A 23788-nucleotide genomic window follows, 5' to 3' on the forward strand; every position below is an offset into this window, starting at 1 on the left:
TGTACCGATCGGTCAGTACGGATAATTGTGACGAATGTCAGAGCCGTTCGACGATCGTGGCGTTGGCCATGCCGCCCCATTCGCACATCGTCTGCAGCCCGAACCGGGCGCCGCGGTGTTCCAGCGCGCCGACGAGCGTGGTCAGGATCCGGGCCCCGCTCGCGCCCAACGGGTGGCCGAGCGCGATCGCTCCCCCGTGGACGTTGAGCCGCTCGGCTTCCACCTTGGTCTCACGCTGCCAGGCCAGGGACACCGGCGCGAACGCCTCGTTGACCTCGAACAAGTCGATGTCGTCGACGGTCAGCCCGGCCCGCGCGAGCACGGCGCGCGTGGCGGGCACGACACCCATGAGCATGAGGATCGGGTCGTCGCCGACCACGGCCGTCGTGTGGATCCGGGCGCGCGGGGTCAGCCCCAGCGCCGCGGCCTTGGCCGCACTCATCAGCAGCACCCCGGCCGCGCCGTCGGAGAGCGGCGACGAATTGCCCGGCGTGATCTTCCAGCCGATCTCCGGGAATCGGCGCGCGGCGGCTTCGTCCACGAAAGACGGCCGGAGCCCGGCCAGACCGTCCGCTGTGGTCGACGGACGGACGGTCTCGTCGACCGTGAGCTCCGGCGCCTCGGCGACCGTCACCAGGTCGGCCGCGAAGAGCGACTGCGACTCGGCCGCCCGGCGATGGGATTCCACGGCGAAGGCGTCGAGCTCGTCCCGGCTCAGCCCCCACCGCGCGCAGATCAGCTCGGCGGAAATCCCCTGGCCCACGAGTCCGCCGGGGAACCGCTCGGCCACGCGCGAGCCGAGGTGGTCGGCGCCCTGGACGTCCGAGTGCATGGACACGCGCGACATCGACTCCACCCCGCAGGCGATCACGACGTCGGCCGCGCCGGCCTGGATCGCGTGCGCGGCGAAGTGCACCGCCTGCTGACTCGAACCGCACTGGCGGTCGACCGTGGTCGCCGGCACCGACAACGGGAACCCGGCGGCGAGCACAGCGCTGCGAGCCGGGTTCACGGCCTGCTCCCCCGCCTTGGTCACGCAGCCGGCGATCACGTCGTCGACGAGCGCGGGGTCCAGGTCGTTGCGCGCGACAAGGCCGGCGAGGACGTCGGCCAGCAGGTGCACGGGGTGCACCTGCGAGAGCGCGCCGCCCGGCTTCCCCTTGCCGACGGGGGTGCGCAGCACGTCGACGACCACCGCGTCGCGTGGTGAAGCCATGGGTCCTCCCGGGTTTCCGGCGTTGGAATCACCGAGGACGATACCTGTATGGACCGGTCGGTACAAGTAATCTGGCACACGACGGCCCGCGACCGGAATTCGATCGGGAAACGCGAGCCGAAGGCAGACCGAAGGCGCTCCGGTCAGGCGCGGATGCCCTCGATCAACGCGTCGAGGAACATGTCGGCGACCTCGTCGGGCGTCAGCTCACCGTCGGGCTCGTACCAGAGGTAGGTGTAGTTGAGCATGCCGAGGATCCCCTTCACGAGCAGGCGCGGGGTCTGGCGCAGCACCTTGGCGCGCACGCCGTTGTCCAGCGCCTGGCGCCAGTAACCCTCGTAGCGCTCGCGCGCGGTGATCACGTGGTCGCGCCACTCGCCGGTCAGCGCCGTGTACTCGCGGAAGAACACGGCCCACTCCGCGCGGTGCTCGGCAATGTTGCGCAGCAACCCGCGAGCCATGCGCCGCACCAGTTCTTCGGCACCGAGGTCCTCGTCGAGCAGCTGCTCGGCGTAGGCGTTCATGGAGTCGACCTGCTCTTTGCTGATCGAGTAGAGCACGGCCTCTTTGCTGCCGATGTAGTGGTACAGCGCGCCCCGCCCGAGGCCGGCGGCGGTGCCGAGCTCGGCGATCCCGGTGCCGTGGTAACCGTTGCGCGCGAACAGCTCGGCCGCGATGCCGATCACGCGCGCCCGGTTCGCCTCGAATCCCGTCACCGTCATCTCGCCGACGCCCGCCTTCACCCCTCGTGGACCGAACGATCCAAGGATATCCGCCGATGGCCCCACCCCGGCACCAGGGCGAGGTCCCCGCACGTCGGACGACCGCGCGGCCGGGGCCTCACTTCTTCTGCCGGCGGCTCCCGCCGTGCCAGTCTTCCTGCTTGCCGGCTTCGTCCGCGCTGACGCCGAACGCCGGCAGCTGCGGCCGCTCACGCAGGCTGCGCTTGAGCTCGGCGAAACCCGGGAAGCGCGACAGCGCCACGACGTGGTCCCACAGCTCCACCGCCTCGTCGTCGCCGGGCAGCCGGCTGATCACCGGCCCGAACAGCGCGGTGCCGCGCGGCGGCTCGAAGTGCAGGATCGGCGTGCCGACGTCCTTGCCCGTCAGCGTCAGGGCGACGTCGGTCTCCGCCTGGATCACGGCGTCCCAGGTGTCGTCCTCGAGCGCGTCGGCGTACTCGTGCGGAAGGCCGCAGGCGTCGAGTGCCGTGGTCGCGAGGTCACGCACGCCGCGGTGCACCGCCGCGGCCGTGCCACCGGGGACGGCGTCCTGCTCGAAGGTCTCCTGCCCCAGCTTCTCGTAGAACGCGCCGATCGGCTCGGGTCCGTGGTCACGGCGGATCCGCGCGGCCACGCGCAGCAGCTTCAGCCCCGATGTGTGCGACTCCTCGTACTCCGGCGGGAAGTGCGCCGCGTAGTCGATGTGCGAGTTGAGCAGGCGCAAGGAGATGAACCGCCACTCGACGTCGTACTGCTTCAGCCGCGCGACGGTGCGCACCCACTTGCTCGTCATCCAGGCGAAGGGGCAGACGGGGTCGAAGTAGAAGTGCAGATCAGGCTCGCTCATGAGGTGAGCGTACCCAACGACCCTTGTTTATACCGATCGGTACAAGCATAATTGCCAACCAGGAGAAGTGCTCAGACCGATCGGTCCAACGACCGGGCTCGGCGAAGGAGGTTGGGCGACGATGCTCGACGGGACAGCCATGGCAACCCCCGGCGAAGACGGCCTGGTGCGCCGGCCGGTCTGCGCGCGGGTCACGATCGCGGAGCTCTACGATCGGGCCTACCACCAGTTCGGCTCGCGCATCGCCGTGCGCGACGGCGACACCGCGCTCACCTACCGCGAGCTCGGCGACCGGGTTCACCGCGTCGTCGGCGGTCTCACCGCGCTGGGCTTGCGCCGAGGTGACCGGGGTGTGCTCTTGGTGGCGAACGGACTCGAGTTCTTCGAATCCGAACACGCCCTGTTCGCGAGCGGACTCGTGCGCACCGCGCTCAGCACGCGCCTGCACGTGCGCGAAGTCGGCCACATTCTCAACGACTGCGCCGCGTCCGTGGTGTTCGCCGATGCCGCGTGGGCCGAGCAGCTCGCCGGGATCCGCGCGGAGCTCCCCCACCTCCGGTTCATCGTCACGGTCGCCGGCGGCCCGGGCGACACGACCCTGGACGAACTGCGCGCAGCCGAACCCGCACGACCGGTGAAGCCCGACGCCGGCGACCCCGCCGCGATCCTCTACACGAGCGGCACGACCGGCCTGCCCAAGGGCGCCACGCTCAGCCACGCCGCCTGGGCGGCCATGGTGCGCAACGAACTCCTCGAACTGCCCCCGGCGGCCGACGACGATCTCGTGCTGCACGTCGCGCCGCTGAGCCACCTGAGCGGATATGTGGCGCCGGCGTACTTCGTGCGCGGCGCGACCCACCTCACGTGCGCCAAGTTCGACCCCGCGGTGGTGCTGGACCTGATCGAATCCCACCACGTGACGGTCCTCCCGATGGTGCCGACGATGCTGAACCTGCTTGTCCTCGCCGCCGAGCAACGGCCCGGGGACTATTCCTCGCTGCACACCGTGGTGTACGCCGGTTCGCCGATCGCCCCCGACCGGCTCGCCCGCGCCCGCGCGGTGTTCGGCGACGTGTTCGTGCAGTTCTACGGGCTGAGCGAGCTGCCGATCCCGATCGCGTGCCTCTCGGCGCGCCACCACGCGTTCGACCCGGGAGCCGGCATCCCACCGCGGCTGGCGTCGGCGGGCCGGGTCAGCCCGTTCGTGGAGGTCAAGCTCGTCGACGACACCGGCGCCGAGGTCGGCCCCGGCGAGATCGGCGAGATCACCGTGCGCGGCGACCAGACGATGATGGGCTACTGGCACCGGCCCGACGCGACGGCCGCGATCCTCGGACCCGACGGCTGGGCCGGCACCGGCGACCTCGGCCGGTTCGACGACGAGGGGTACCTGTACCTGGTGGACCGCAAGAAGGACATGGTGGTCACCGGCGGGTTCAACGTCTATCCGACGGAGGTCGAGAACGTCGTGTCGACCGTCGCGGGGGTCTCGGAGGTCGCCGTGGTCGGCGTCCCCGACGAGACGTGGGGCGAGGCGTTGAAGGCGATCGTGGTGATGCGCACCGGGTTCACCGTGACGGCCGACGAAGTGATCGCCGTGTGCGCGGCACACCTGGCCGGCTACAAGAAGCCGCGCTCGGTCGAGTTCGTCGACGAGCTGCCCAAGACCGGCTCGGGCAAGATCATGCGGCGGCGTCTCAGGGACCGCTACTGGGCGGACAGCGCCCGCAAGGTCGGCGGCTGACCAGGTGGACGGCGTGGCGCGCCCACGCCGTCCACACCGGACAGTCCACGACGGAAGGCCGGTACCCCTCGGGGCACCGGCCTTCCGCGTACGAAGTGGCTCAGGCGTTCTGCCAGCCCGCCCGCAGCCCTTCCCGGTCGACGCGAATACCTTCGAAGTACACGTCGGTGATCCGGCGCGTCGCGGTGATGTCCTGCAACGGATCCTCGTCCAGGACAACGAAGTCCGCGCGCTTGCCCACCGTGAGCGAACCGCGGTCGGCCAGCCCCAGCAGCTCGGCCGACACCTCCGTGGCCAGCCGCAGCGCCACCAGCGGCGACATCCCGGCCGCCACCAGGGCCTCCAGCTCACGGTGCTCGGCGAAGCCGATGATCTGCGCGAGCAGGCCCGTGTCGGCGGAGAACACCAGCCGCACGCCCGCGTCGGCCAGGGCGACGAGCGTCCGCTCCATGCCGCGGTAGGCCTCGCCGGTGTCGAACAGCGGTTCCGGCGCCTTCTCGCGGATCGTCGCGCGCAGGCTCTCCACCGCGTCGATCGGGAGGATGTCCGCGAACGCCGGCTCGTCCAGCCAGTCCTCGCCCGGCGGGCGCTGGATGGCCATCGAGGTGAACACCGCGACGTTGTTGTCCTTCAGCAGTGCGATGAGCTCGTCGTCGGTGCCCGTGCGCGGCAGGTGCGCGATGATGTCGGCGCCCGCGCGGATGACGGCTTTCGCCTCTTCGAGCGTGTAGATGTGGGCGGCGACCGTGATGCCGTGGGTGTGCGCCTCGTCGATCACGGCCTCGTAGATCTCCGGCCCGAGCTTCTCCTTGGTGCCGTGGCGGCTGTCGAGCCAGAACTTCACGGCGTCGACCCGCTTCGCGGCCAGCCCGCGCACGAACGCGCGCACCTCGTCGGGGCCGGTCGCCTCGTGCACGGCGTCGGCGGCGAAGAACGGCCCGCCGTTGGTGTCGCCCGGCGTCGGCGCGACGATCCCGGCGCCGGCCGTGAACAGCTGCGCGACGTCGCGCTCGCCGAGCGTGCCGGCCCGTTGGTCGTCACGGACGGCGAGCTCGGTGTCGTCGCGGTCGGTGCCGAGCGACTGGAACGTGCTGACGCCGTAGTACGCGAGCCGATGCAGGTGGTCGACGACGTTGGCACGCGAGTAGAAGCTCGCGTCCGACGTGGTGCCGCGCATGTACCCGATGTGGCCGTGAGGGTTGACGATCGCGGGGATCACCGTCTTGCCCCGCAGGGAAACCACGGTGGCGTCTGCCATGGCGCCGTCCGCGACAATGTCCGACGCCGGGCCGACCTGCCGGATCACCCCGTCGCGGACGACCAGCGTCGCGTCGTCGAGCACCTGCTCGCCGGTGAGCAGGCGCGCTCCCGTGTAGACGGTCTCGTGGCTCACGCCGACCCCTCCTGCCCGCTCGCGTAGCGGGCACTGCGCTTTTCGTATTCGTCGTAGCCCATGGTGGCTTCGAACGCGTGCTGCTCGGTGACGAGGTGCTTCACCGCGGCCACGTCTGCACCTTCCCGCAGCGCGCCGAGCACCGCCGTGACGTTCTTCGACGCGGCGCCGATCACCGTGTACCACAGCAGAACCACGTCGGCACCGGCCTCGCCGTACTGCGTGATCGTGCTGGACGGCTCGTCCGAACCCGGCACGTCCAGCAGATCCCCGGGCACCATGACCGGCACTGGGATCCTGGCCCGCACGCGTTTGAGGTCGATCGCCGGGATCGCGGGCGCGAACACCAGGTCCGCACCGGCCGCGGCGTAGGCCTCGAGCCGGCGGACGCAGCCTTCGAGGTCGTGCTCGACCCACGCCGCGTCCGAGCGGGCGATCACGAGGAAGTCGGGGTCGGTGCGGGCGTCGACCGCCGCGCGCACCTTGTTCGCCATCTGCTCCACCGAAAGCAGCCCGGCGGGCATCGACGTGTGCTTGCCACCCAGATTGTCCTCGATGTGCACGCCGGCGACGCCCGCGTCTTCGAAGACCTTCACGGCACGCCAGACGTTCGGGGCGTCGTAGAAGCCGTTCTCCGCGTCGGCGAGCACGGGGATACCGACCGCGTCGACGACGCGGCGCGCCTGCTCGGCGATCTCGTTCAGCGTCAGGAGCCCGACGTCCGGCAGCCCGAACGCCGACGCGGCGGCGGCGAAACTGCCCAGGTAGGTCGCGGGGTAACCGGCCTTTTCGACGAGGCGGGCGCTGAAGGCGTCATACGCTCCGGGCAGCACCAGCGGCCCAGGTCCGGCCAGGAGTGCTTTGAACGCTTTCCTACGCTCGTGCGGTGTGTTCGGCATCGAACTTCCTTCTCCTCAGACGAGGAAATCGCGGTAGCGGCGCAACCGCGTGCGGGCGGTTTTCATGTTGTGGCGCTTGAGCTCTTCGGCCCGGTCGGCGTCACCGCGCACGAGTGCTTCGATGATGTCGCGGTGCTGGGCGAGGCTCTCCTCCATCCGGCCGGGGGTCATGAGGATCCGGCGCCGCAGCAGGTGCGCCTGGTCCTGGATGCCGGCGAGGGTCTCGGCGAGGAAATCCTGGTCCGCCAAGCGGATCACGGAGTCGCGGTAGGAGTCGATGGCCACGAGGAACGTCTCGAGGTCACCGCCGGCGGCGGCGGCGTCGAGCCGGCTCGGCGCGAAGAGCTCCTGCAGCGGCGCCCAGTCCTGCGGCTCCGCGTTCTGCGCCGCCAGCCGGGCGGCGAGGCCTTCCAGCACCTCGAGGACGTCGTAGATCTCTTCCAGCCGGTCGAAGTCGACCTTCGCCACGACCGTGCCGACGTTGGGGATCCGCTCCACCAGCTTGCGCGACTCGAGCGCCAGCAGAGCCGACCGCACGGCGTTGCGGGTGGTGCCGAGCTCGGCGGCCAGCTTCACCTCCGGCAGCCGGCTGCCCGGTGTGAAATCCCCGCGCAACAGCCGCTCCCGCAGGTGCAGCTCGACCTCTTCGCTCTTCATGGCCGTCCCTTCGTGGTGCCACCCAGGGTACGAAGGTGTCGCCCGGATTGTCAACAATGCAAGTGACACTATTGTCGCGTGGCTCTGGTCACGCTGATTAGAGTGGAGGTGTGACGATCTTGGTACGCAGGTCCGGGCCCGCCGACCGCCCGGCGATCCTCGCGCTGCTCGACGGCGCCCGCGGCCTCGATTTGCCTCCCGAAGAACGCGCCGCGCAGGGCTTCGTGCAGGGCAGCTTCGACGCCGACAAGCTCGCCCGGTTCGAGACCACCACCGGCGCCTATCTCGCCGAGGACGACGGCGAACCGGCCGGCGTCGCGCTGACGTCACCGGCCGAGTCCGCCGGCGACGGCCCGCCCGGCCGCACCGTCGAGGTCGCCCGCGCCGCGGGCCTGACCGAGGGTGTGTTCCTCTACGGCCCCGTCGCGGTCGCGCCGGCCCACCGCGGCCAGGGCGTGGTTCGGCTGCTGCTCGCCGCCGTGGCCGAGCACCTCGCCGATCACACCGCGGGCGTGCTGTTCGTGGAGCGCGCCAACGAGAAGTCGCTGGCCGTCCACACGCACCTCGGCATGAACCACCTCGGCGTCTTCACGCACGCGGGGCGGGAGTACACGGTCTTCTCGTTCACTCCGGAGCAGTTCCGCGCCTGACGCGCTCGCGCAGCCACTGCTCGAACTCGGCGGCGACGATGCGCTCGTCGTGCACCGCGGCCGCCGCGGGCGAGGCCAGCCACACGATGGGCGGGCCCATCACCTCCGGCTCCAGGAACCGGTGGCCGGCGGGCGCGTCCGGCAGCATGCCGGTGACGGTCGCACCGCCGGGCAGCAGCAGGTTCACCGTGACGCCGGTGCCGCGCAGATCCGCCGCCATCACGCGCGACAGCGACTCGCTGCCCGCCCGCGACGGGCCGTAGGGCACGAACCCGGCCCGGCTCATCGTCGCTTCACTCACCGCGATGTTCACGATCCGCCCGCCACCCGCGGCCAGCATCCGCGGCGTCACCTCGCGCGCCACGAGGAAGTAGCCCGTCAGGTTCGTCTCCACCACCTGGCGGAAGCCCTCGACCGGAACTTCCCAGAACCCGCGCGGTTCGGTCATGAACCGCGGGTTGACCGTGCGCATGCCGAGCCCGGCGTTGTTCACCAGCAGGTCGATCCGGCCGAGCCGCGACCACGCCTGCTCTACGGCGCGCGACACCGACCTCTCGTCGCGCACATCCAGCTCGACCCCGAACGCGCCTGGCAGCCCGGCGGCGACCTCGCGCGCCCGCTCCCCCGACCGCCCGCTCACCGCGACGCGCGCCCCGGCTTCGGCGAGCGCGGCCGCCATCGCCAGTCCGAGGCCGCTGGTCGCGCCGGTCACGAGCACTGTCGTCTCCATCGCACCGACCTCCATCGCATCGACGCTAGGAGCTGGTGCGCGCTCCAGGTCAAGCGGGCCGCGGGGCGCAGGTAGGCGACGCCGCGCACCGCGGCCTGCTCGCCGCCCACCTCGAAGCGACCCACGACGTGCTCGTGAAGGGCCTCTGACGCGCGTCCACTGTGGCTTGTCCACGCACCGTCCACACCCGAGGACCGACCGTGCCCGGGTGAACCGAGCAGGAATCGAGAAGCGCTCGCGCGACCGCCGCGGTTAGCGTCGAAGACACGCACTCGAAGCCTCGAACCCCAGGAGCCACCATGTCTTCCACGCAGGGCATCAAGACCGTGCTGCACTCCGTCTCCGACCTGAGCAAGGCCAAGGAGGTCTACGCCGCGCTGCTCGGGATCGCGCCGCAGGCCGACAGCGAGTACTACGTCGGGTTCGACACCGCCGGCCAGCACATCGGGCTCGTGCCGAACGGCGGACCGCAGGCCTCGCCGTCGCCCGTGGCCTACTGGCACGTCGACGACATCGAGGCGAAGCTGGCCGAGGTGACCGCGGCGGGCGCCGTGGTGCGGGAGGAGCCGAAGAACGTCGGCGGCGGGCGCCTCGTCGCCACCATCACCGACCCGGACGGCAACGTGCTGGGCCTGCTGCAGGACCGCTGAACCACCGCCCGCTCCGGGTGAGCGGGTGCCCGATCGGCCCCGAGCACCCCGGCCGACCTGGTTGAATCGACGCCAGCCACTCCACCGACCCCGTCGACGCCGCTCGCGCGGCCCCCGTCCCAGCAAAGGGAGACCCGATGACCAAGGCCACGGCGAAGGCCCAGCCCTCGTCCGCGCCGCAGGGCGCCGACAGCCACGACGTGATCCGCGTGCACGGCGCACGCGTGAACAACCTCAAGGACGTCAGCGTCGAGCTCCCGAAACGCCGCCTGACCGTGTTCACCGGCGTGTCCGGCTCGGGCAAGAGCTCGCTGGTCTTCGGCACGATCGCGGCGGAGTCGCAGCGGCTGATCAACGAGACCTACAGCGCGTTCGTGCAGGGCTTCATGCCCACGCTCGCCCGGCCCGACGTCGACGTGCTCGAAGGCCTCACCACGGCGATCATCGTGGACCAGGAGCGCATGGGCGCCGACCCGCGGTCCACTGTGGGCACCGCGACCGACGCCAACGCGATGCTGCGGATCCTCTTCAGCCGCCTCGGCAAGCCGCACATCGGTTCGCCGCAGGCGTTTTCCTTCAACGTCGCGTCGATCAGCGGTGGCGGCGCGGTGACGTTCGAACGCGCCGGGCGGACGGTGAAGGAGCGCCGCAGCTTCAGCATCACCGGCGGCATGTGCCCGCGTTGCGAAGGCCGCGGCAAGGTCAACGACATCGACCTCACCGCGCTCTACGACGAGAACAAGTCGCTCAACGAAGGCGCCATCACCATCCCCGGCTACAGCATGGAGGGCTGGTACGGCCGCATCTTCCGCGGCAGCGGCTTCTTCGACCCGAACAAGCCGATCAGGAAGTTCACGAAAAAAGAGCTGAACGACCTGGTGTACAAGGAACCGACGAAGATCAAGGTCGAGGGCATCAACCTCACCTACTCGGGGCTCGTGCCCGCGATCCAGAAGTCGTTCCTGTCCAAGGACGTCGACGCGATGCAGCCGCACATCCGCGCGTTCGTCGAGCGGGCCGTCACTTTCACCACGTGCCCCGAGTGCCAAGGCACGCGCCTGTCGGCGGAGGCGCGCTCGGCGAAGATCGGCAAGCTGTCCATCGCCGACGCGTGTGCGATGCAGATCAGCGACCTGGCCGAGTGGGTGAGCGGGCTGAAGGAGCCGTCGGTCGCTCCCCTGCTGGCTTCGCTGCGGCACACGCTCGACTCGTTCGTCGAGATCGGGCTCGGCTACCTCTCGCTCGACCGGCCGTCGGGCACGCTCTCGGGCGGCGAGGCGCAGCGCACCAAGATGATCCGCCACCTCGGCTCGTCGCTGACCGACGTGACCTACGTGTTCGACGAGCCGAGCATCGGCCTGCACCCGCACGACATCCAGCGCATGAACGGCCTGCTGCGGCAGCTGCGCGACAAGGGCAACACCGTGCTCGTCGTGGAACACAAGCCGGAGACGATCGCGATCGGCGACCACGTCGTCGACCTCGGCCCCGACGCGGGCAGCGGCGGCGGCGAGGTCGTGTACGAGGGCAGCGTCGAGGGCCTGCGCAAGTCGGGCACCCGCACCGGGCGCCACCTCGACGACCGCGCCAAGCTGAAGCCGTCGGTGCGGACGCCGACGGGCGCGTTCGAGGTGCGCGGCGCGAGCACGCACAACCTGCGGGACGTGGACGTCGACATCCCGCTCGGCGTGCTCGTGGTCGTCACCGGGGTGGCGGGTTCGGGCAAGACCTCGCTGATCCACGGCTCGGTGTCCGGCGGCGAAGACGTGGTGACCGTGGACCAGGGCGCGATCCGCGGGTCGCGGCGCAGCAACCCGGCCACCTACACCGGCCTGCTGGAGCCGATCCGCAAGGCTTTCGCGAAGGCCAACGGCGTGAAGCCGGCCCTGTTCAGCGCCAACTCCGAGGGCGCGTGCCCGAACTGCAACGGCGCGGGCGTCGTCTACACCGACCTCGCGATGATGGCCGGCGTAGCCACCCCGTGCGAGGTGTGCGAGGGCAAGCGGTTCCAGGCCGAGGTGCTGGAGTACCACCTGGGCGGGCGCGACATCAGCGAAGTGCTCACGATGCCGGTGGCCGAGGCCCTGGAGTTCTTCGCCGACGGCGAGGCGAAGATCCCGGCCGCGCACAAGATCCTTCAACGCCTGGCCGACGTCGGGCTCGGCTACCTCACACTCGGCCAGCCACTCACCACCCTGTCGGGCGGCGAGCGCCAGCGCGTCAAGCTGGCCACGAACATGGGCACCGACGGCGGCGTCTACGTGCTCGACGAGCCGACCGCCGGCCTGCATCTGGCCGACGTCGACCAGCTGCTGGGCCTGCTGGACCGACTGGTCGAGGCCGGCAAGTCGGTGATCGTCATCGAGCACCACCAAGCCGTGATGGCCCACGCCGACTGGATCATCGACCTCGGCCCCGGCGCCGGCCACGACGGCGGGCGCGTGGTGTTCGAGGGCACGCCGGCCGACCTCGTCGCGAAGCGCGCGACGCTGACCGGAGAGCACTTGGCGGACTACGTCGGCGCCTGACCCACGTGGCGTCTGTCTCCTGGGGGTCGCTCGGGCTCGGGCGGTCAGCGTTGCACGGGCCAGATCCATCCGGCTGAGCGACCGAGGACGACGCGCCGCACGGCAGCGCGCCAGTCCGTGAGTCAGTCCGCGGGCAGGGCGGCGGTGAGCTTGCCGGGGTTGAGCATCCAGAGGATCTTGTCGATGCCGTCTTCGGTCGAGGTGAAGCTGAGGACGCCGTACACGGCGCCGTTGCGGCTCAGTACCGCGGCGAGTTCGCCGTTGACCTGCGTGAAGACGATTTCGGCGTCGGTCCAGAAGAACGGCTGGAACGCGCGGACGACCTTCGCGAGCGTGGCCGGGCCGAAGATCGCCGAGCGCGCGGCGCGGGCGACGCCGCCGCCGTCGGAGTAGCTCACCACGTCGGCGGCGAAGAGCTGCTCCAGCGCCGGCAGGTCGCCGGCCTGTGCGGCGGCGAGGAAGGCGGTGAGCAGCTTCTTGCGCTCCTCCTCGCTCACGGGCTTGCGCTTCTCCGCGGCGAGGTGTTTGCGGGCGCGGCTCACGTACTGGCGCGCCGTGACCTCGGTGGTCTGGATGATCTCGGCGATCTGCGAGTACGGGTAGTCGAACGCCTCGCGCAGCACGTACGCGGCGCGCTCGGTCGGCGTGAGCTTCTCCAGCAGCATCAGCACGGCGACCTCCAGCGCGGCGGCGCGCTCGGCGCCGAGCTGCGGGTCGGCCGTCGTGTCGACGGGCTCGGGCAGCCACGGCCCGACGTAGGTCTCACGCCGCGCGTACGCGGTGCGCGTGGCGTTGATGGCCAGGCGCGTGGTCGTGGTCGCGAGGTAGGCGGCCGGGTTCTCGACCACCGAGCGGTCGGCCTTCTGCCAGCGCAGCCACACCTCCTGCAGCACGTCCTCCGCGTCGGCCGCGCTGCCGAGCATGCGATACGCGATGCCGAACAGCCGCGGGCGCACCTGCGCGAAGGCCTCGGCCGCGTCGTCGAGAGTGGCGCTTCCGCTCTCTTCCATACCCCCGGCAACCCTTCCGACGACGTGTCCGACCGACCCGGCCAGCTTACGCCCGCCGCGGAATCCGCCGGTGATCATCCACCGCGCTAGCCGCTGTGACGTGGTGCTACTTTGCCGGTCCGCTCGTCTGTCCACAGTGGAGCATTCCACGATCGAGTGACAGAAGGCTCGCGAGGTGTCCACTCCGGAGGCACGATGATCACCGGACCTGCCCATGACAGGATCGGAGCCGGAATGCGAACAGTGCCGGGAAACGACCGTGGCGGCCGGTGGCGGCGGTCTTTGCTGATCGTCGCCGGGATGCTGGTGCCGGGAGGACTGCTGACGGCGCCCGCCTCGGCTGCTCCGGCAGCCGACTACTCGCTCGCCGGGGACACGTACGCGGGCGCGCAGATCGCGGCGCACGAAGGGGTGCACGGGGGCCCTGACCTGGCCCGGGCCGACGTCGACCAGACGCTCGGCCACGACGTGAGCGGGCACACGGGCGCCGTCGACTGGACGGCCGCGAGCGGGTCGGGCGCGCGGTTCGCCTACGTCAAGGCGACGGAGGGCACCGGGTTCGTCAACCCGCAGTTCGGCGGGCAGTACGACGGCGCGCACGCCGCCGGGATCATCCGCGGCGCCTACCACTTCGCGCGGCCCGACGTGTCCGGCGGTGCGGAGCAGGCGGAGTACTTCATCGCGCACGGCGGCGCCTGGCGCGGGGACGGCAAAACGCTGCCCGGCGCGCTCGACATCGAGTACAACCCGTACGGCGACGCCTGTTACGGCAAGAGCCCGGCCGACATGACCAACTGGATCGCCGACTTCACCCGCACCTACCTCGCGAAAGAAGGCCGCAGCGCACTGATCTACACCTCCACCACGTGGTGGAAACGCTGCACCGGCAACACGAACCGCTTCGGCGACACGGATCCGCTGTGGCTCGCGCGCTACGCCCCGCAGATCGGCGAGCTGCCGGCGGGCTGGGACAAGCAGAGCATCTGGCAGTTCTCGCGCACCGGCGGCCTGCCGGGCGACCAGAACTACTACAACGGGCCGTTCAACCGGGTTCAGGCGCTGGCGAGCGGGCCGTCCGCCGCTGCGTAAACCGGCGCGCCAGCACGGCGAACGCCTCCGCCAGCTCGGGCGGGCCGACGACCTCCAGGTCCGCGTCGAACCGCCCGAACGCGGCGGCCAGCGAAACCCACGACCACGAGCCCAGCTCCAGACGGCACCGGTCCGGGCCGGCCTCCTCGACGACGGCGTCCCCGGCGTAGCGCGACACCGCGGCGGCGGGCAGGTGGAGGAGCACCGAGCCGCGGCAGGGCCAGCCGCTGCCCGAGCCTTGGAACCGGCTGGTCACGAAGGCGGCGACGCTGCCGCCGGGCAGTTCGCGTGGGGTGAACCGCGGGCCGGTCGGCGTGCGCGGCGTGAGCCGATCGGCGCGGAAGACGCGCCAGTCCTCGCGATCGAGGTCCCAGGCCACGAGGTACCAGAGGCCGCCGCGGGCGACGAGGTGGTGCGGTTCGACGCGCCGCGGCGCGGGGCCCGGCGGGTAGTCGAAGCGCAGCACCTCACTCGCGTGGACGGCGGCGCCCAGCGCGGCGAGCACGTCGCTGCCGACCTGCGGCCCCGGCCGGGCCAGCGCGGTCACGCGGACGCTGTCGATCCGGTGGCGCAGCCGGGCGGGCATGACCTGGCGCACGGTCGTCAACGCCCGCGCGGCCGCTTCCTCGATGCCCGCGCCGGCGGTGGTCGCGAGCCGCAGGGCGACGGCGAGCGCGACGGCCTGCTCGTCGTCGAACAGCAGCGGCGGCAGCTGCGCGCCGGCGTCGAGGCGGTAACCGCCATCGGGTCCCTTGGTCGCGACGATCGGATATCCCAGCTCCCGCAGGCGATCGACGTCGCGGCGGACGGTGCGCGGGCTGATGGCGAGCCGCTCGGCCAGCGCCGCGCCCGGCCAGTCGCGGCGCGCCTGCAGCAGCGAGAGCAACGCCAGGAGGCGGGCGGAAGTCTTCGGCACGGTTTCATCCTGGCCGACGATGCGGCCACATCCTGTCCGCTACCCCTGTCACGATGGCGGCATGACCGAGAAGACCGAACTCCTCGCCCAGCTGGCCCACGCCCGGGAGACACTGAAGGCGAGCGTCCGCGACCTCACCGACGAGCAGCTCGGCGAGCGCCCCACCGTCAGCGAGCTGTGCCTCGGCGGGCTGGTCAAGCACGTCGCGTCGATGGAAGAGCAGTGGTTGCGCTTCGCCGTCGAAGGCGCGTCGGCGATGAGCTACGAGCTGCCCGAGGGCGTGACTTGGGCCGATTTCGCGGCCGGGACCGCGCGCGAGTACCCGAAGTGGGCGATCGAGCACCAGGCCGAGTTCGCCATGCAACCCGGTGACACGCTCGCGGCGATCCTGAAGCGCTACGACGAGGTCGCGGCGCGGACCGAGGAGATCGTCGCCGCCGTGCCCGACCTGGCGACGGCGCACCCGCTGCCGGAGGCGCCGTGGCACGAGGCCGGAGCCGAGCGCAGCGTGCGCGGGGTCCTGCTGCACGTGATCGTCGAGACCGCGCAGCACGCGGGCCACGCCGACCTGCTGCGCGAGACGCTCGAGGCGTCGTGACCGTGCTGGACAGCCGCGCGCTCAACCGCGCGACGCTCGCCCGCCAGCTGCTGCTGGAGCGCACCGACCTGCCCGCGCTCGACGCCGTCGCGCACCTGTGCGGGCTGCAGGCGCAGGAACCGCAGGAACCGTTCACGGGCCTGTGGTCGCGGTTGCGGGCGTTCGAGCCGGCGGAACTGTCGGAGCTTCTCGTCGGGCGGCAGGTGGTCCGGACCCATCTCATGCGCCGCACCGTGCACCTCGTCACCGCCGACGACGCCCTGGCCTGGCGCACCCGCCACGACGCGATGCTGCGCCAGCGTGTGCTCGGCGTCTACCGGCGTGAGCTCGACGGCGTCGACCTCACCGAGCTCGCCGCGGCGGGCCGCGCCGTCCTGGCCGACGGCGAACCGCGATCCATGCCCGAGCTCGCCCGGGCGGTCGCGGACCGCTGGCCGGCGCCGGGTCCGCGTGCGCTGGGCGAGATGCTGGTCGCCGCGCTCGTGCCCGTGGTGCAGCTGCCACCGCGCGGGATGTGGCGCGAGAAGGCGGGCGTGCGATACCTGCCGCTGTCCGCCTGGCTGGGCCTCGACGTCCCGGCTCCCCCGGACGTCGTCGTGGGCGCCGAGCTGGTCCGCCGCTACCTCGCCGCCTACGGCCCCGCCGCCACCGCCGACCTGCGCGCGTGGTCCGGCCTCGCCGGGCTGCCTGCCGCCGTCGCCTCGGTGCGCGACGAACTGGTGTCCTTCCGCGACGAGCGCGGCCGCGAACTGCTGGACCTGCCCGACGCCCCGCGCCCCGACCAGGACACCCCGGCGCCCGTCCGCTACCTCCCCGCCTTCGACAACGCCCTCCTCGGCTACGCCGACCGCACCCGCATCGTCGACGACGCCCACCGTCACCTCTCCGTCGCGGGCTCCCGCGTCCTCCTCGCCGACGGCCGCGTCACGGCGACGTGGACACTCGAGGCGGGCACGGTGGTGGTGTCGCCACTGCGACGGCTCGCGCGGGCGGAGCGTGGGGCGGTCTGCGAAGAAGGTGAGGCGGTGGCGTTGTTCTTGTCCGACGGGGAGCACCGCGGCATCCGGGTCGAGAGCTGACTCCGCGGGGCTAGGACCACCGGACGATCGTGACCGGCCCCGGGCCCGCGTGACGACGAGGGCGTGACGAACTCACCGCAGAACAGCACGCAGCGGACCGGCGCCGCGTCATCGGGGTGGCCGGGGCGACGGTGGCGGCCGCCGGGATCGTGACGGCGGTCGTGTGGGGCGGGGCGACCGCGGGGTCGCCGGACCCCGCGCCGAGGCCGGCCGCGTTCGTGTCCACTGAGGACACTCCGCATCCCGGGGACCGGACCACGACGACCGCGGTGCCCGGTGATCGGCGCGGGGGCACGGGGACCGAGCCGGGCGACGATCGGGATGCCCGGACGCAGGCGATCGATGGCCGGGCAACGCGGCCGACCACCTGCGCTCCGCCGACCTCCACCACCCACCCGGAAACGCACCACAACCACGTCGAACCCGGCGACGACCACGGCCGGCACTAACGGATAATCCACACAGGACGGTGCCACCGCCGGAAACCCGGGCAGTGGCACCGGTCCGCATCAGTGGTGCGGCCGCTTCAGGCCGGTCAGGTCGCGCTTGACGACGGTGTTGCGGTCGCCCACGGTGTTGCCGAAGGCGAACTGCGGCCAGTAGCCCATGATCTCCTGGCGGCTGCGCTCGCTCCACTGGCGGGCGAGCGCGCTGCGGGACTTGGAGAAGTTCAGCGCGTAGCCGTGGGTGTGCAGGCGCAGGATGGAGAACCCACCCGGGTATTCCTTGGCAGCGGCCACTTCCTGCAGTGTCACGCGCGGCACCGTCGGGCTGATCGTGCGGTGGTTGCGGTGGGTGTGGCCCGCGTGGTGCAGGAACACACCCGGCGTCTGCGAGTACCAGTCGAGGATCTGCGCGGCCTGGCCGGCGTCGACGGAGCTGCTCGCGGTGATCGGGAAGGCCGAGTCCTGCATCACGAGCGGGTGGTGGCCGAACACGAGCGTCGGCTGGTCACGATGCTTGCGCAGGTCGGTGCGGAACCAGTCGAGCTGCTCGGGCGACAGGCCGCCGGCGTCGCCGCCGTTGCCGACCTTGTCGTAGGTGTCGAGGCCGATCACGTGCAGGCCGGACAGGTCGCGCGAGAAGTACGTGCGCTCGGTGTGCGGGAAGTACGCGTCGTGGAAGCAGTCGTTGCCCTGCCACTGCCCGACGCGGCAGGTCGAGTACGCGTCGCCGATGTGCGCGCGGTCGTGGTTGCCGCGCGTGACGAAGTAGTCCTCCTGGTAGCGGCCGAAACGCGAGAGCAGGTGCCCGGCGCGGCTGAGGTCGGTCGGCACGGCCTCGGCGGAGATGTCGCGGGCGGCGAGCAGGTAGCGCGGGTCGAAGCGCTTCACGTCCTGCACCAGCGATTCCAGCATCACCTCGGGGGTACGGCGGCAGCCCGGGCACCTGCGAGATCCCGATGTACTGCGGCTGCCCGCCGACGAGCCCGGCCTGTGTCTCGCCCATGTGTAGGTCGTTGCACAGCACGACCGAGAACAGGTGGCTGCCCTCGGGCGGCTGCGGCGTTTTGAACTCGAACGGTCCCGTCGTGCCGAGGCCGCGGTCCGTGGTGCCCACGGCGTTGCCGGCGACGAGCGTGAACGCGGTGGGCGCGGCGAGCTTGCCGTTGGAGCGGGCCTGGTAGTAGTACGTCTGGCCCGGCTCGAGGTCGTTGAGCTCGACGTAGTGGTACGGGGTGTGGCCGGTGATGTCGTGCGCGACTCGGTTGAGGCGATGGGGTTGGTGCCGTAGCGGACTTCGCCGTCGGAGTCGGCCGGGACCATGCGGCCGAGCCCGTCGTCGGTGCCGGCGCGGCCGGTGTACCACGTGATCACGGCCCGGTCTTCGGCGAGCGTCACGAGTTCGAGGTTGACGGGCGTCACCGGGCCCGAGCCGCGGGAGTCGGTCGCGGCCAGCGCGCGGGCGGGGTCGAGCAACGTCGTCGAACCCGCCGCAGCGGCGGCGTACGCGGTCCAGCGCAACAGGTCTCGGCGGGTGAAATCGCAAGCAGGCATGCGCTGCAAGCCAAAGCCGCTCGTTGAACGGAACACCGCACTCCGGAGAAGCCCAAGTGTCGACACTCGGAAGTCGGCCGCATCCGGAGTGATCGACCGGGTCCGGTTCCGCCCGCCGGAACGTGGGGCGGGCGGAACCGGGCCGGGTCAGGCGACGAGCCGCAGCGGCTGCTCGAGCGCGTCGACCAGCACGCCCAGCCACGAAGCCGCCAGCGCCCCGTCGATCGCGCGGTGGTCGACCGCCAGCGTGAGCGCCAGCTGCGTCGCCACGGTCAGCTCGCCGTCCACCACCACGGCACCGGGTTTCCCGGCGCCCACCGCGAGGATCGACGACTGTGGCGGGTTGATGATGGCGGTGAACTCGTCCAAGCCGTACATGCCGAGGTTGCTCACCGCGATCGAGCCGCCTTCGAGGTCCTGCTGCTTGAGCTTGCCCTCGTCGGCCTGGGTCGCGAACCCCTTGACCTGGTCCGAAATCGCGCTCGGCGCCAGCTTCTCGACCCCGCGCACGACCGGTGTGACCAGGCCCCGTCCGGACGCGATGGCGACACCGACGTCGACCGAGTCGTACTTGCGCAGCGCGTCCTCGGTCCAGATGACGTTGGCGTCGGGCACCTCGGTGTGCGCGACGGCCACGGCCCGGATGATCAGGTCGTTGACCGAGATCCGCGCCGGCGACACCTCGTTGAGCTGCTTGCGCAGAGCCAGCAGCGCGTCGATCCGCGCGGTGCGCCGCACGGAGAAGTGCGGCACGGTCTGCTTGCTCATCGTCAGCCGGCTCGCGATGGCGCGGCGGATCCGGGTGTGCGGGATCTCGGTGACCGACGCGCCTGCCGCCGGTTCACGGCGGACGGGAGCAGGTTCGGCCACGGGCTTTTCGCGTGCCGGTTCCGACGTCGCTTCAAGCTGTGCCGCTACCGGCGCCGGCCGGTCCGCTCGCGCGATCGCGGCCTCCACGTCCTTGCGCACGATCCGCCCGTTCGGCCCGGTCCCGGCCACCGCCTCGAGCCCGATCCCGGCTTCCTTCAGCATCTTGCGCGCCAGGGGGCTCGCGAAAATCCGCTCACGGGACCCGTTCGACGCGGCCGGCGCCGGTTCAGGCGGCGCCGGCTCAGATGGGGCCGACTCGGGCTGGGCCGAGCCGTTCTGCGAAGCCGAAGCCGAAACCGAGGCACCCAGCTCCGCCAGCAGCCCGCTCACGTCCTCGCCCACGGCGCCCAGCACGGCGATCGGCGTGCCGACCTCCACCGTCGTCCCGCGGTCCACCAGCTGCCGCAGCACGGTCGCGCCGTCCTCGGCCTCGACCTCCACGGCCGCCTTGTCCGTCTCCAGCACGGCCAGTGCCGTGCCGGCGTCGAACGCCTCGTTCTCGGGCACCAGCCACTCGCTCAGCACGGCCTCGGTCGACCCCGTGGCGACTTCGGGCACCCGCAACAGCGTTGCCATCGTTGGAACTCCTCGCTGCCAGTCGCAGTTGCGCTCAGTCGGACAGGCGCCGCAGCGCCGCGGTCACTTCCTCGGTCCGCGCGATCGCCGCGCGTTCGAGGACCTTGCTGATGCTGGGCGACGCCTCGCCGCCGGTGACGCGCTCGATCGGCGCGTCGAGCCAGTCGAACAGGCGGCGCTGGATCTCGTCGGCGAGCCGGCCGCCGTAGGAGGTGCCGATGGCGCCCTGCTCGACGATCAGCACCCGGTTGGTCTTGCGGACGCTGCGTTCGATCGTGTCCCAGTCGAGGCTCGCGCGGTCGAGCCAGCGCAGGTCGATCAGGTCGGCGCTGACGCCGGTCTCGTCGAGGGCCTCAAGGCAGTGCCCGACCATGGACAGGTAGCTGATCACGGTGAGGTCGTCGCCGGTGCGGCGCACCGCGGCCCTGCCGACGGGCAGCCGGTAGTCGAAATCGTCGACCGGCGCGGTGCCCGTGGTGGCGTAGAGGTCCACGTGCTCCAGCACCACGACCGGGTCGTCGCAGGCCAGCGCGGTGTTCAGCAGGCCCACGTAGTCGAACGGGTTCGACGGGGCCACGACTCGCAGCCCGGGCGCGGTGGTGAGGACGCCGGCCGGGTCCATCGAGTGCTGCGAGCCGTAGCCGGTGCCCGCGGCGAGCTTGCTGCGCAGCACGAACGGCACGCTGCCGGTCCCGCCGAACATGTGTCGGGCCTTGGCGACCTGGTTGAACAGCTGGTCGGCCGCGACCCACATGAAGTCGGCGTACATGAACTCGACGATCGGACGGGTCCGGCCGTCGATGGCCATGCCGCCCGCGAGGCCGGCGAACGCGTTCTCGCTGATCGGCGTGCCCAGCACGCGCTCGGGCGCCGTTTCGATGGCCTTCTTGGTGGCGCCGTTGGTGCCGCCCTTGAGCCGGTCGACGTCCTCGCCGAGCACGACCACGCGCTCGTCGGTCTCCAGCCGGCGGGCGAGCACGTCGCTGACCGCGTCGATGAAGCGCCGTTCCTTGAGCGCACCGCTGAAGGACTCGGCTTCCTCGTAGCGGCTGCCGTCCAGTTCGGACAGATCACCGCGCACACCGACGTCGACGAACGCCGGGTCCGGCCACGCGGAGTCCTTGATGCGGCGCTTGCCGTCCGGGCCGTCTTCGAGGAAGCTGTCACCGAGCTCGTGCAGCGTCCGGACGATCTCTTCGTCGAACGCCTTGAGCTGGTCGTCGTCGGCGAGGCCGCGGCGCACGACGTGGCCGCGCAGCAGGTCGATCGGGTCGCGGTCGCGCCAGGACTTCTCCTCTTCCTTCGTGCGATAGCCGAAGGCGCTGCCGGGGTACGGGCCGTTCTGGTGGAAGTAGCGGTAGACCTCGGCCTCGACGATGGTCGGGCCGTTGCCCGCGCGCATGTGGGCCACGGCCTCGCTCATCGCCAGGTGCACGGCGAGCGGATCCATTCCGTCCACCTGCCAGCTCGGGATGTGGAACCCGAGGCCGCGCGCGGAGAGCCGGGGCTCGGCCGTGGCGGTGCCGACGGGTGTGGACACCGCGTACTGGTTGTTCTCGATGAAGAAGCAGACGGGCAGCTTCCACGCGGCGGCGAGGTTGAACGTCTCCAGCACCGAGCCGATGTTCACGGCGCCGTCGCCGAAGTACGTGACGGTGACGGCGTCGGTGCCGGCGTGGCGCTGGTTCCAGGCGAAGCCCGCGGCCTGCGGCACTCCCCCGCCGACGATCGCGTTGGTGCCCATCGCGCCGGCCTCGCGCCACTGCAGGTGCATCGACCCGCCGCGCCCGCTGCCGTAGCCCTCGGCCAGGCCGCAGATCTCGGCGAGCGTGCGGCGCAGCACCGTGCGCACCTCGTCGTCGATCACCGGCAGCCCGGTGGGCTTCGGGGCGACGTGGCCGAAGGCCTTGGCGAGGAACTGGTGGTGGCCGCGGTGCGAGCCGTTCACGAAGTCATCGCTGCGCAGCGGGGAGATCGAGCCGACGGCGCCGCCCTCCTGGCCGATGCTCGAGTGCGCCGGGCCGTGTACGAGGCCCTGGCCCGCGAGCTCCAGCACGTACTCCTCGAACGACCGGATCCACTGCGCGCGCCCGAGCAGGCTCAGCAGCAGGTCGGGCGCGGCTTCGTCCCAGTCCTCCGGCGTGGCGCGCAGGCGGATCCAGGGCGCGCCGGCGACCAGTGACTCGTGAGTGGCCATCAGGGCTCCTCATCTTCGAATGGATCCATTGCGAAAGGCTTGACGGAGACTATGCCGTCAAGTAGCCATGAAAAGCAAGCGAATGGATCCATTGGAGGTGCACTCATGCCGATCCCCGGGGTGACGGGCGTCGACCACTTCGGCCTCACGGTGCCGGACCTCGACCAGGCCCACGAGTTCTTCACGGAGGTGCTGGGCTGCGAATACCTGTACCGGCTCGGGCCGTACGAGCACGACGACAGCTGGATGAGCGAACACCTGGGCGTCGACGACAAGGCGGTGATGCGGCGCCTGCACTTCTACCGGCTCGGCGGCAAGGCGATCTTCGAGGTGTTCCAGTACGAGGCACCCGAGCAGAACCCGACACCGCCGCGCAACTCCGACGTCGGCGGGCACCACATCGCGCTGTACGTGGAGGATCTCGACGCCGCCGTCGCCGACCTGCACCGCCGCGGCCTGCGTGTGCTCGGCGAGCCGACCACCAGCAGCGGCGCGAGCGAGGGGCAGCGGTGGGTGTACTTCCTCTCACCCTGGGGCCTGCAGTGTGAGCTAGTGTCCTATCCGAACGGAAAAGCCTTCGACCACAACCCGAAGGCGTTCGACTGAGTCTTTGTTCGACTGGGTCTTGTCCGGCTGAGTCTTGGTCGCTGGAGTCCGGGACCACCGCCGCGAGGCGTTCGATCGAGAGGAAACCGGCGTGGCCGTACCCGCGGGCGTGGCGAGCCAGCGCGTCGCCGACGAGCTGCGAGAGCGGATCCTCGACGGCCGCCTCGCCCCGGGCACGCGCATCATCCAGGACGAGCTGGCCGAGGAGCTGCGCACCAGCCGCCTGCCGGTGCGCGAAGCACTGCGCATTCTGGAGTCCCGAGGGCTGGTGACCCTGCGCGCCAACTCCGGCGCGTGGGTCACGTCCATGGACGTGCGCGAGTGCGAGCTGTCGTACAAGATGCGCGAACGGCTGGAACCACTGCTGCTGGCCGAATCCGCGCCACGACTGTCCGATGAGGACATCGACGAGCTGGAAGCCCTCGAGGACCGAATCGAGCGGACCGACGACGTCGAGGAGTTCCTCGTCCTCGACCGGCAGCTGCACTGGACGGTCTACCGCCACCACGACGCCCACGACCTCGCGGCCATCCTCAACCGCCTGTGGGACACCACGCAGCACTACCGCCGGGCGTTCACGCGCCTGGCCGGCGAACGCCGCGGCTGGATCATCCGCGCCGAGCACCGGCTGCTCATCGAGGCGCTGCGCCAGCGCGACCACGCGTCGGCCGAGCGCATCCTGGAGCTGCACATCCGCCGGACGCGGGTGGAGCTGGTGAAGCACCCGGAGGTGTTCGCGGTTCCCGTCCCGCCCCGAAGCGAGCTCAACGGTCACTGAACACCCGGCCCTGCCGAGTCGAAGGCCGACGGCAGC

Annotated in this window: 22 protein-coding genes; 10 read left to right on the forward strand and 12 right to left on the reverse strand. The window is 71.2% G+C overall.

The window, feature by feature from the left end; translation table 11 throughout:
- Positions 1–37: 37 nt before the first annotated feature.
- The 3 genes from QRX50_RS39225 to QRX50_RS39235 form a co-directional block, all read right to left on the reverse strand.
- Positions 38–1216: a thiolase family protein gene (locus QRX50_RS39225; RefSeq protein ID WP_285968122.1), complete on the reverse strand. Its 1179-nt coding sequence runs from the start codon at positions 1214–1216 to the stop codon at positions 38–40.
- Positions 1217–1359: 143 nt separating this feature from the next.
- Positions 1360–1938 carry a TetR/AcrR family transcriptional regulator gene (locus QRX50_RS39230; protein ID WP_285968123.1) on the reverse strand — a complete coding sequence of 193 codons (579 nt, stop codon included), beginning with the start codon at positions 1936–1938 and terminating at the stop codon, positions 1360–1362.
- Positions 1939–2056: 118 nt separating this feature from the next.
- Positions 2057–2785, reverse strand: a complete 729-nt coding sequence (locus tag QRX50_RS39235; protein WP_285968124.1) for a DsbA family protein — start codon at positions 2783–2785, stop codon at positions 2057–2059.
- Between the two features lie 121 nt (positions 2786–2906).
- Here QRX50_RS39235 and QRX50_RS39240 point away from each other — a divergent pair, with 121 nt between their 5' ends.
- Complete coding sequence (locus QRX50_RS39240) at positions 2907–4529, forward strand: class I adenylate-forming enzyme family protein (protein ID WP_285968125.1); 1623 nt, start codon at positions 2907–2909, stop codon at positions 4527–4529.
- A 100-nt stretch (positions 4530–4629) separates the two neighbouring features.
- Here QRX50_RS39240 and QRX50_RS39245 read toward each other — a convergent pair whose 3' ends face one another.
- The 3 genes from QRX50_RS39245 to QRX50_RS39255 are packed head-to-tail and all read right to left on the reverse strand — an operon-like array spanning position 4630 to position 7478.
- Complete coding sequence (locus QRX50_RS39245) at positions 4630–5922, reverse strand: amidohydrolase family protein (RefSeq protein WP_285968126.1); 1293 nt, start codon at positions 5920–5922, stop codon at positions 4630–4632.
- Positions 5919–6821 (reverse strand): isocitrate lyase/PEP mutase family protein, encoded by a 903-nt coding sequence (locus tag QRX50_RS39250; RefSeq protein WP_285968127.1) that lies wholly within the window; start codon positions 6819–6821, stop codon positions 5919–5921. Before QRX50_RS39250 ends, QRX50_RS39245 begins: the two co-directional genes overlap by 4 nt.
- Positions 6822–6836: 15 nt before the next feature.
- The gene (locus tag QRX50_RS39255; RefSeq protein WP_285968128.1) at positions 6837–7478 is read right to left on the reverse strand and encodes a GntR family transcriptional regulator; all 642 of its coding nucleotides are present in this window, start codon (positions 7476–7478) and stop codon (positions 6837–6839) included.
- A gap of 110 nt (positions 7479–7588) precedes the next feature.
- Here QRX50_RS39255 and QRX50_RS39260 point away from each other — a divergent pair, with 110 nt between their 5' ends.
- Positions 7589–8128 carry a GNAT family N-acetyltransferase gene (locus QRX50_RS39260; protein WP_285968129.1) on the forward strand — a complete coding sequence of 180 codons (540 nt, stop codon included), beginning with the start codon at positions 7589–7591 and terminating at the stop codon, positions 8126–8128.
- Here the strand turns inward: QRX50_RS39260 and QRX50_RS39265 are convergent.
- On the reverse strand, positions 8103–8873 hold the full coding sequence (locus QRX50_RS39265) for an SDR family NAD(P)-dependent oxidoreductase (protein ID WP_285968130.1): 771 nt from the start codon (positions 8871–8873) through the stop codon (positions 8103–8105). The genes QRX50_RS39260 and QRX50_RS39265 overlap by 26 nt on opposite strands.
- 284 nt (positions 8874–9157) lie before the next feature.
- Between QRX50_RS39265 and QRX50_RS39270 the strand changes: the two genes are divergently transcribed.
- Together QRX50_RS39270 and QRX50_RS39275 are read left to right on the forward strand one after the other, a co-directional pair.
- A complete protein-coding gene (locus QRX50_RS39270; RefSeq protein WP_285968131.1) occupies positions 9158–9508 on the forward strand; it encodes a VOC family protein in 351 nt (116 codons plus the stop codon).
- 137 nt (positions 9509–9645) lie between these two features.
- Complete coding sequence (locus tag QRX50_RS39275; RefSeq protein ID WP_285968132.1) at positions 9646–12036, forward strand: excinuclease ABC subunit UvrA; 2391 nt, start codon at positions 9646–9648, stop codon at positions 12034–12036.
- A 122-nt stretch (positions 12037–12158) separates the two neighbouring features.
- Here the strand turns inward: QRX50_RS39275 and QRX50_RS39280 are convergent, their stop codons facing one another.
- The gene (locus QRX50_RS39280) at positions 12159–13046 is read right to left on the reverse strand and encodes an RNA polymerase sigma-70 factor (RefSeq protein ID WP_285968133.1); all 888 of its coding nucleotides are present in this window, start codon (positions 13044–13046) and stop codon (positions 12159–12161) included.
- Positions 13047–13280: 234 nt separating this feature from the next.
- Here QRX50_RS39280 and QRX50_RS39285 point away from each other — a divergent pair, with 234 nt between their 5' ends.
- Positions 13281–14135: a lysozyme gene (locus QRX50_RS39285; RefSeq protein WP_434533185.1), complete on the forward strand. Its 855-nt coding sequence runs from the start codon at positions 13281–13283 to the stop codon at positions 14133–14135.
- Here QRX50_RS39285 and QRX50_RS39290 read toward each other — a convergent pair.
- Positions 14089–15051 (reverse strand): helix-turn-helix transcriptional regulator, encoded by a 963-nt coding sequence (locus QRX50_RS39290; protein WP_285968134.1) that lies wholly within the window; start codon positions 15049–15051, stop codon positions 14089–14091. The two genes, QRX50_RS39285 and QRX50_RS39290, sit on opposite strands and share 47 nt — an antisense overlap.
- A gap of 61 nt (positions 15052–15112) precedes the next feature.
- Here QRX50_RS39290 and QRX50_RS39295 point away from each other — a divergent pair, with 61 nt between their 5' ends.
- The 3 genes from QRX50_RS39295 to QRX50_RS39305 all read left to right on the forward strand — a co-directional run bounded on the left by QRX50_RS39295 (position 15113) and on the right by QRX50_RS39305 (position 17177).
- Positions 15113–15649, forward strand: a complete 537-nt coding sequence (locus tag QRX50_RS39295) for a DinB family protein (RefSeq protein ID WP_285968135.1) — start codon at positions 15113–15115, stop codon at positions 15647–15649.
- Positions 15646–16728 (forward strand): winged helix DNA-binding domain-containing protein, encoded by a 1083-nt coding sequence (locus QRX50_RS39300; RefSeq protein WP_285968136.1) that lies wholly within the window; start codon positions 15646–15648, stop codon positions 16726–16728. The genes QRX50_RS39295 and QRX50_RS39300 overlap by 4 nt, the downstream gene beginning before the upstream one ends.
- A 116-nt stretch (positions 16729–16844) precedes the next feature.
- Positions 16845–17177, forward strand: coding sequence for a hypothetical protein (locus QRX50_RS39305; protein ID WP_285968137.1), 333 nt, complete (start codon positions 16845–16847; stop codon positions 17175–17177).
- A 60-nt stretch (positions 17178–17237) separates the two neighbouring features.
- Here the strand turns inward: QRX50_RS39305 and QRX50_RS39310 are convergent, their stop codons facing one another.
- The 3 genes from QRX50_RS39310 to QRX50_RS39320 form a co-directional block, all read right to left on the reverse strand.
- Positions 17238–18086, reverse strand: coding sequence for a metallophosphoesterase family protein (locus tag QRX50_RS39310; protein WP_285968138.1), 849 nt, complete (start codon positions 18084–18086; stop codon positions 17238–17240).
- Between the two features lie 786 nt (positions 18087–18872).
- Positions 18873–20171: a dihydrolipoamide acetyltransferase family protein gene (locus QRX50_RS39315; RefSeq protein WP_285968139.1), complete on the reverse strand. Its 1299-nt coding sequence runs from the start codon at positions 20169–20171 to the stop codon at positions 18873–18875.
- Between the two features lie 34 nt (positions 20172–20205).
- Positions 20206–22368, reverse strand: coding sequence for an alpha-ketoacid dehydrogenase subunit alpha/beta (locus QRX50_RS39320; RefSeq protein ID WP_285968140.1), 2163 nt, complete (start codon positions 22366–22368; stop codon positions 20206–20208).
- Positions 22369–22473: 105 nt separating this feature from the next.
- On the opposite strand from QRX50_RS39320, the gene QRX50_RS39325 reads away from it, so the two are divergent.
- Both QRX50_RS39325 and QRX50_RS39330 read left to right on the forward strand, forming a co-directional pair.
- Positions 22474–22974: a VOC family protein gene (locus QRX50_RS39325; RefSeq protein ID WP_285968141.1), complete on the forward strand. Its 501-nt coding sequence runs from the start codon at positions 22474–22476 to the stop codon at positions 22972–22974.
- A gap of 91 nt (positions 22975–23065) precedes the next feature.
- A complete protein-coding gene (locus QRX50_RS39330; RefSeq protein WP_285968142.1) occupies positions 23066–23752 on the forward strand; it encodes a GntR family transcriptional regulator in 687 nt (228 codons plus the stop codon).
- The last annotated feature ends 36 nt before the right edge of the window (positions 23753–23788 follow it).

The organism is Amycolatopsis sp. 2-15, from assembly GCF_030285625.1.
Taxonomy (GTDB): domain Bacteria; phylum Actinomycetota; class Actinomycetes; order Mycobacteriales; family Pseudonocardiaceae; genus Amycolatopsis; species Amycolatopsis carbonis.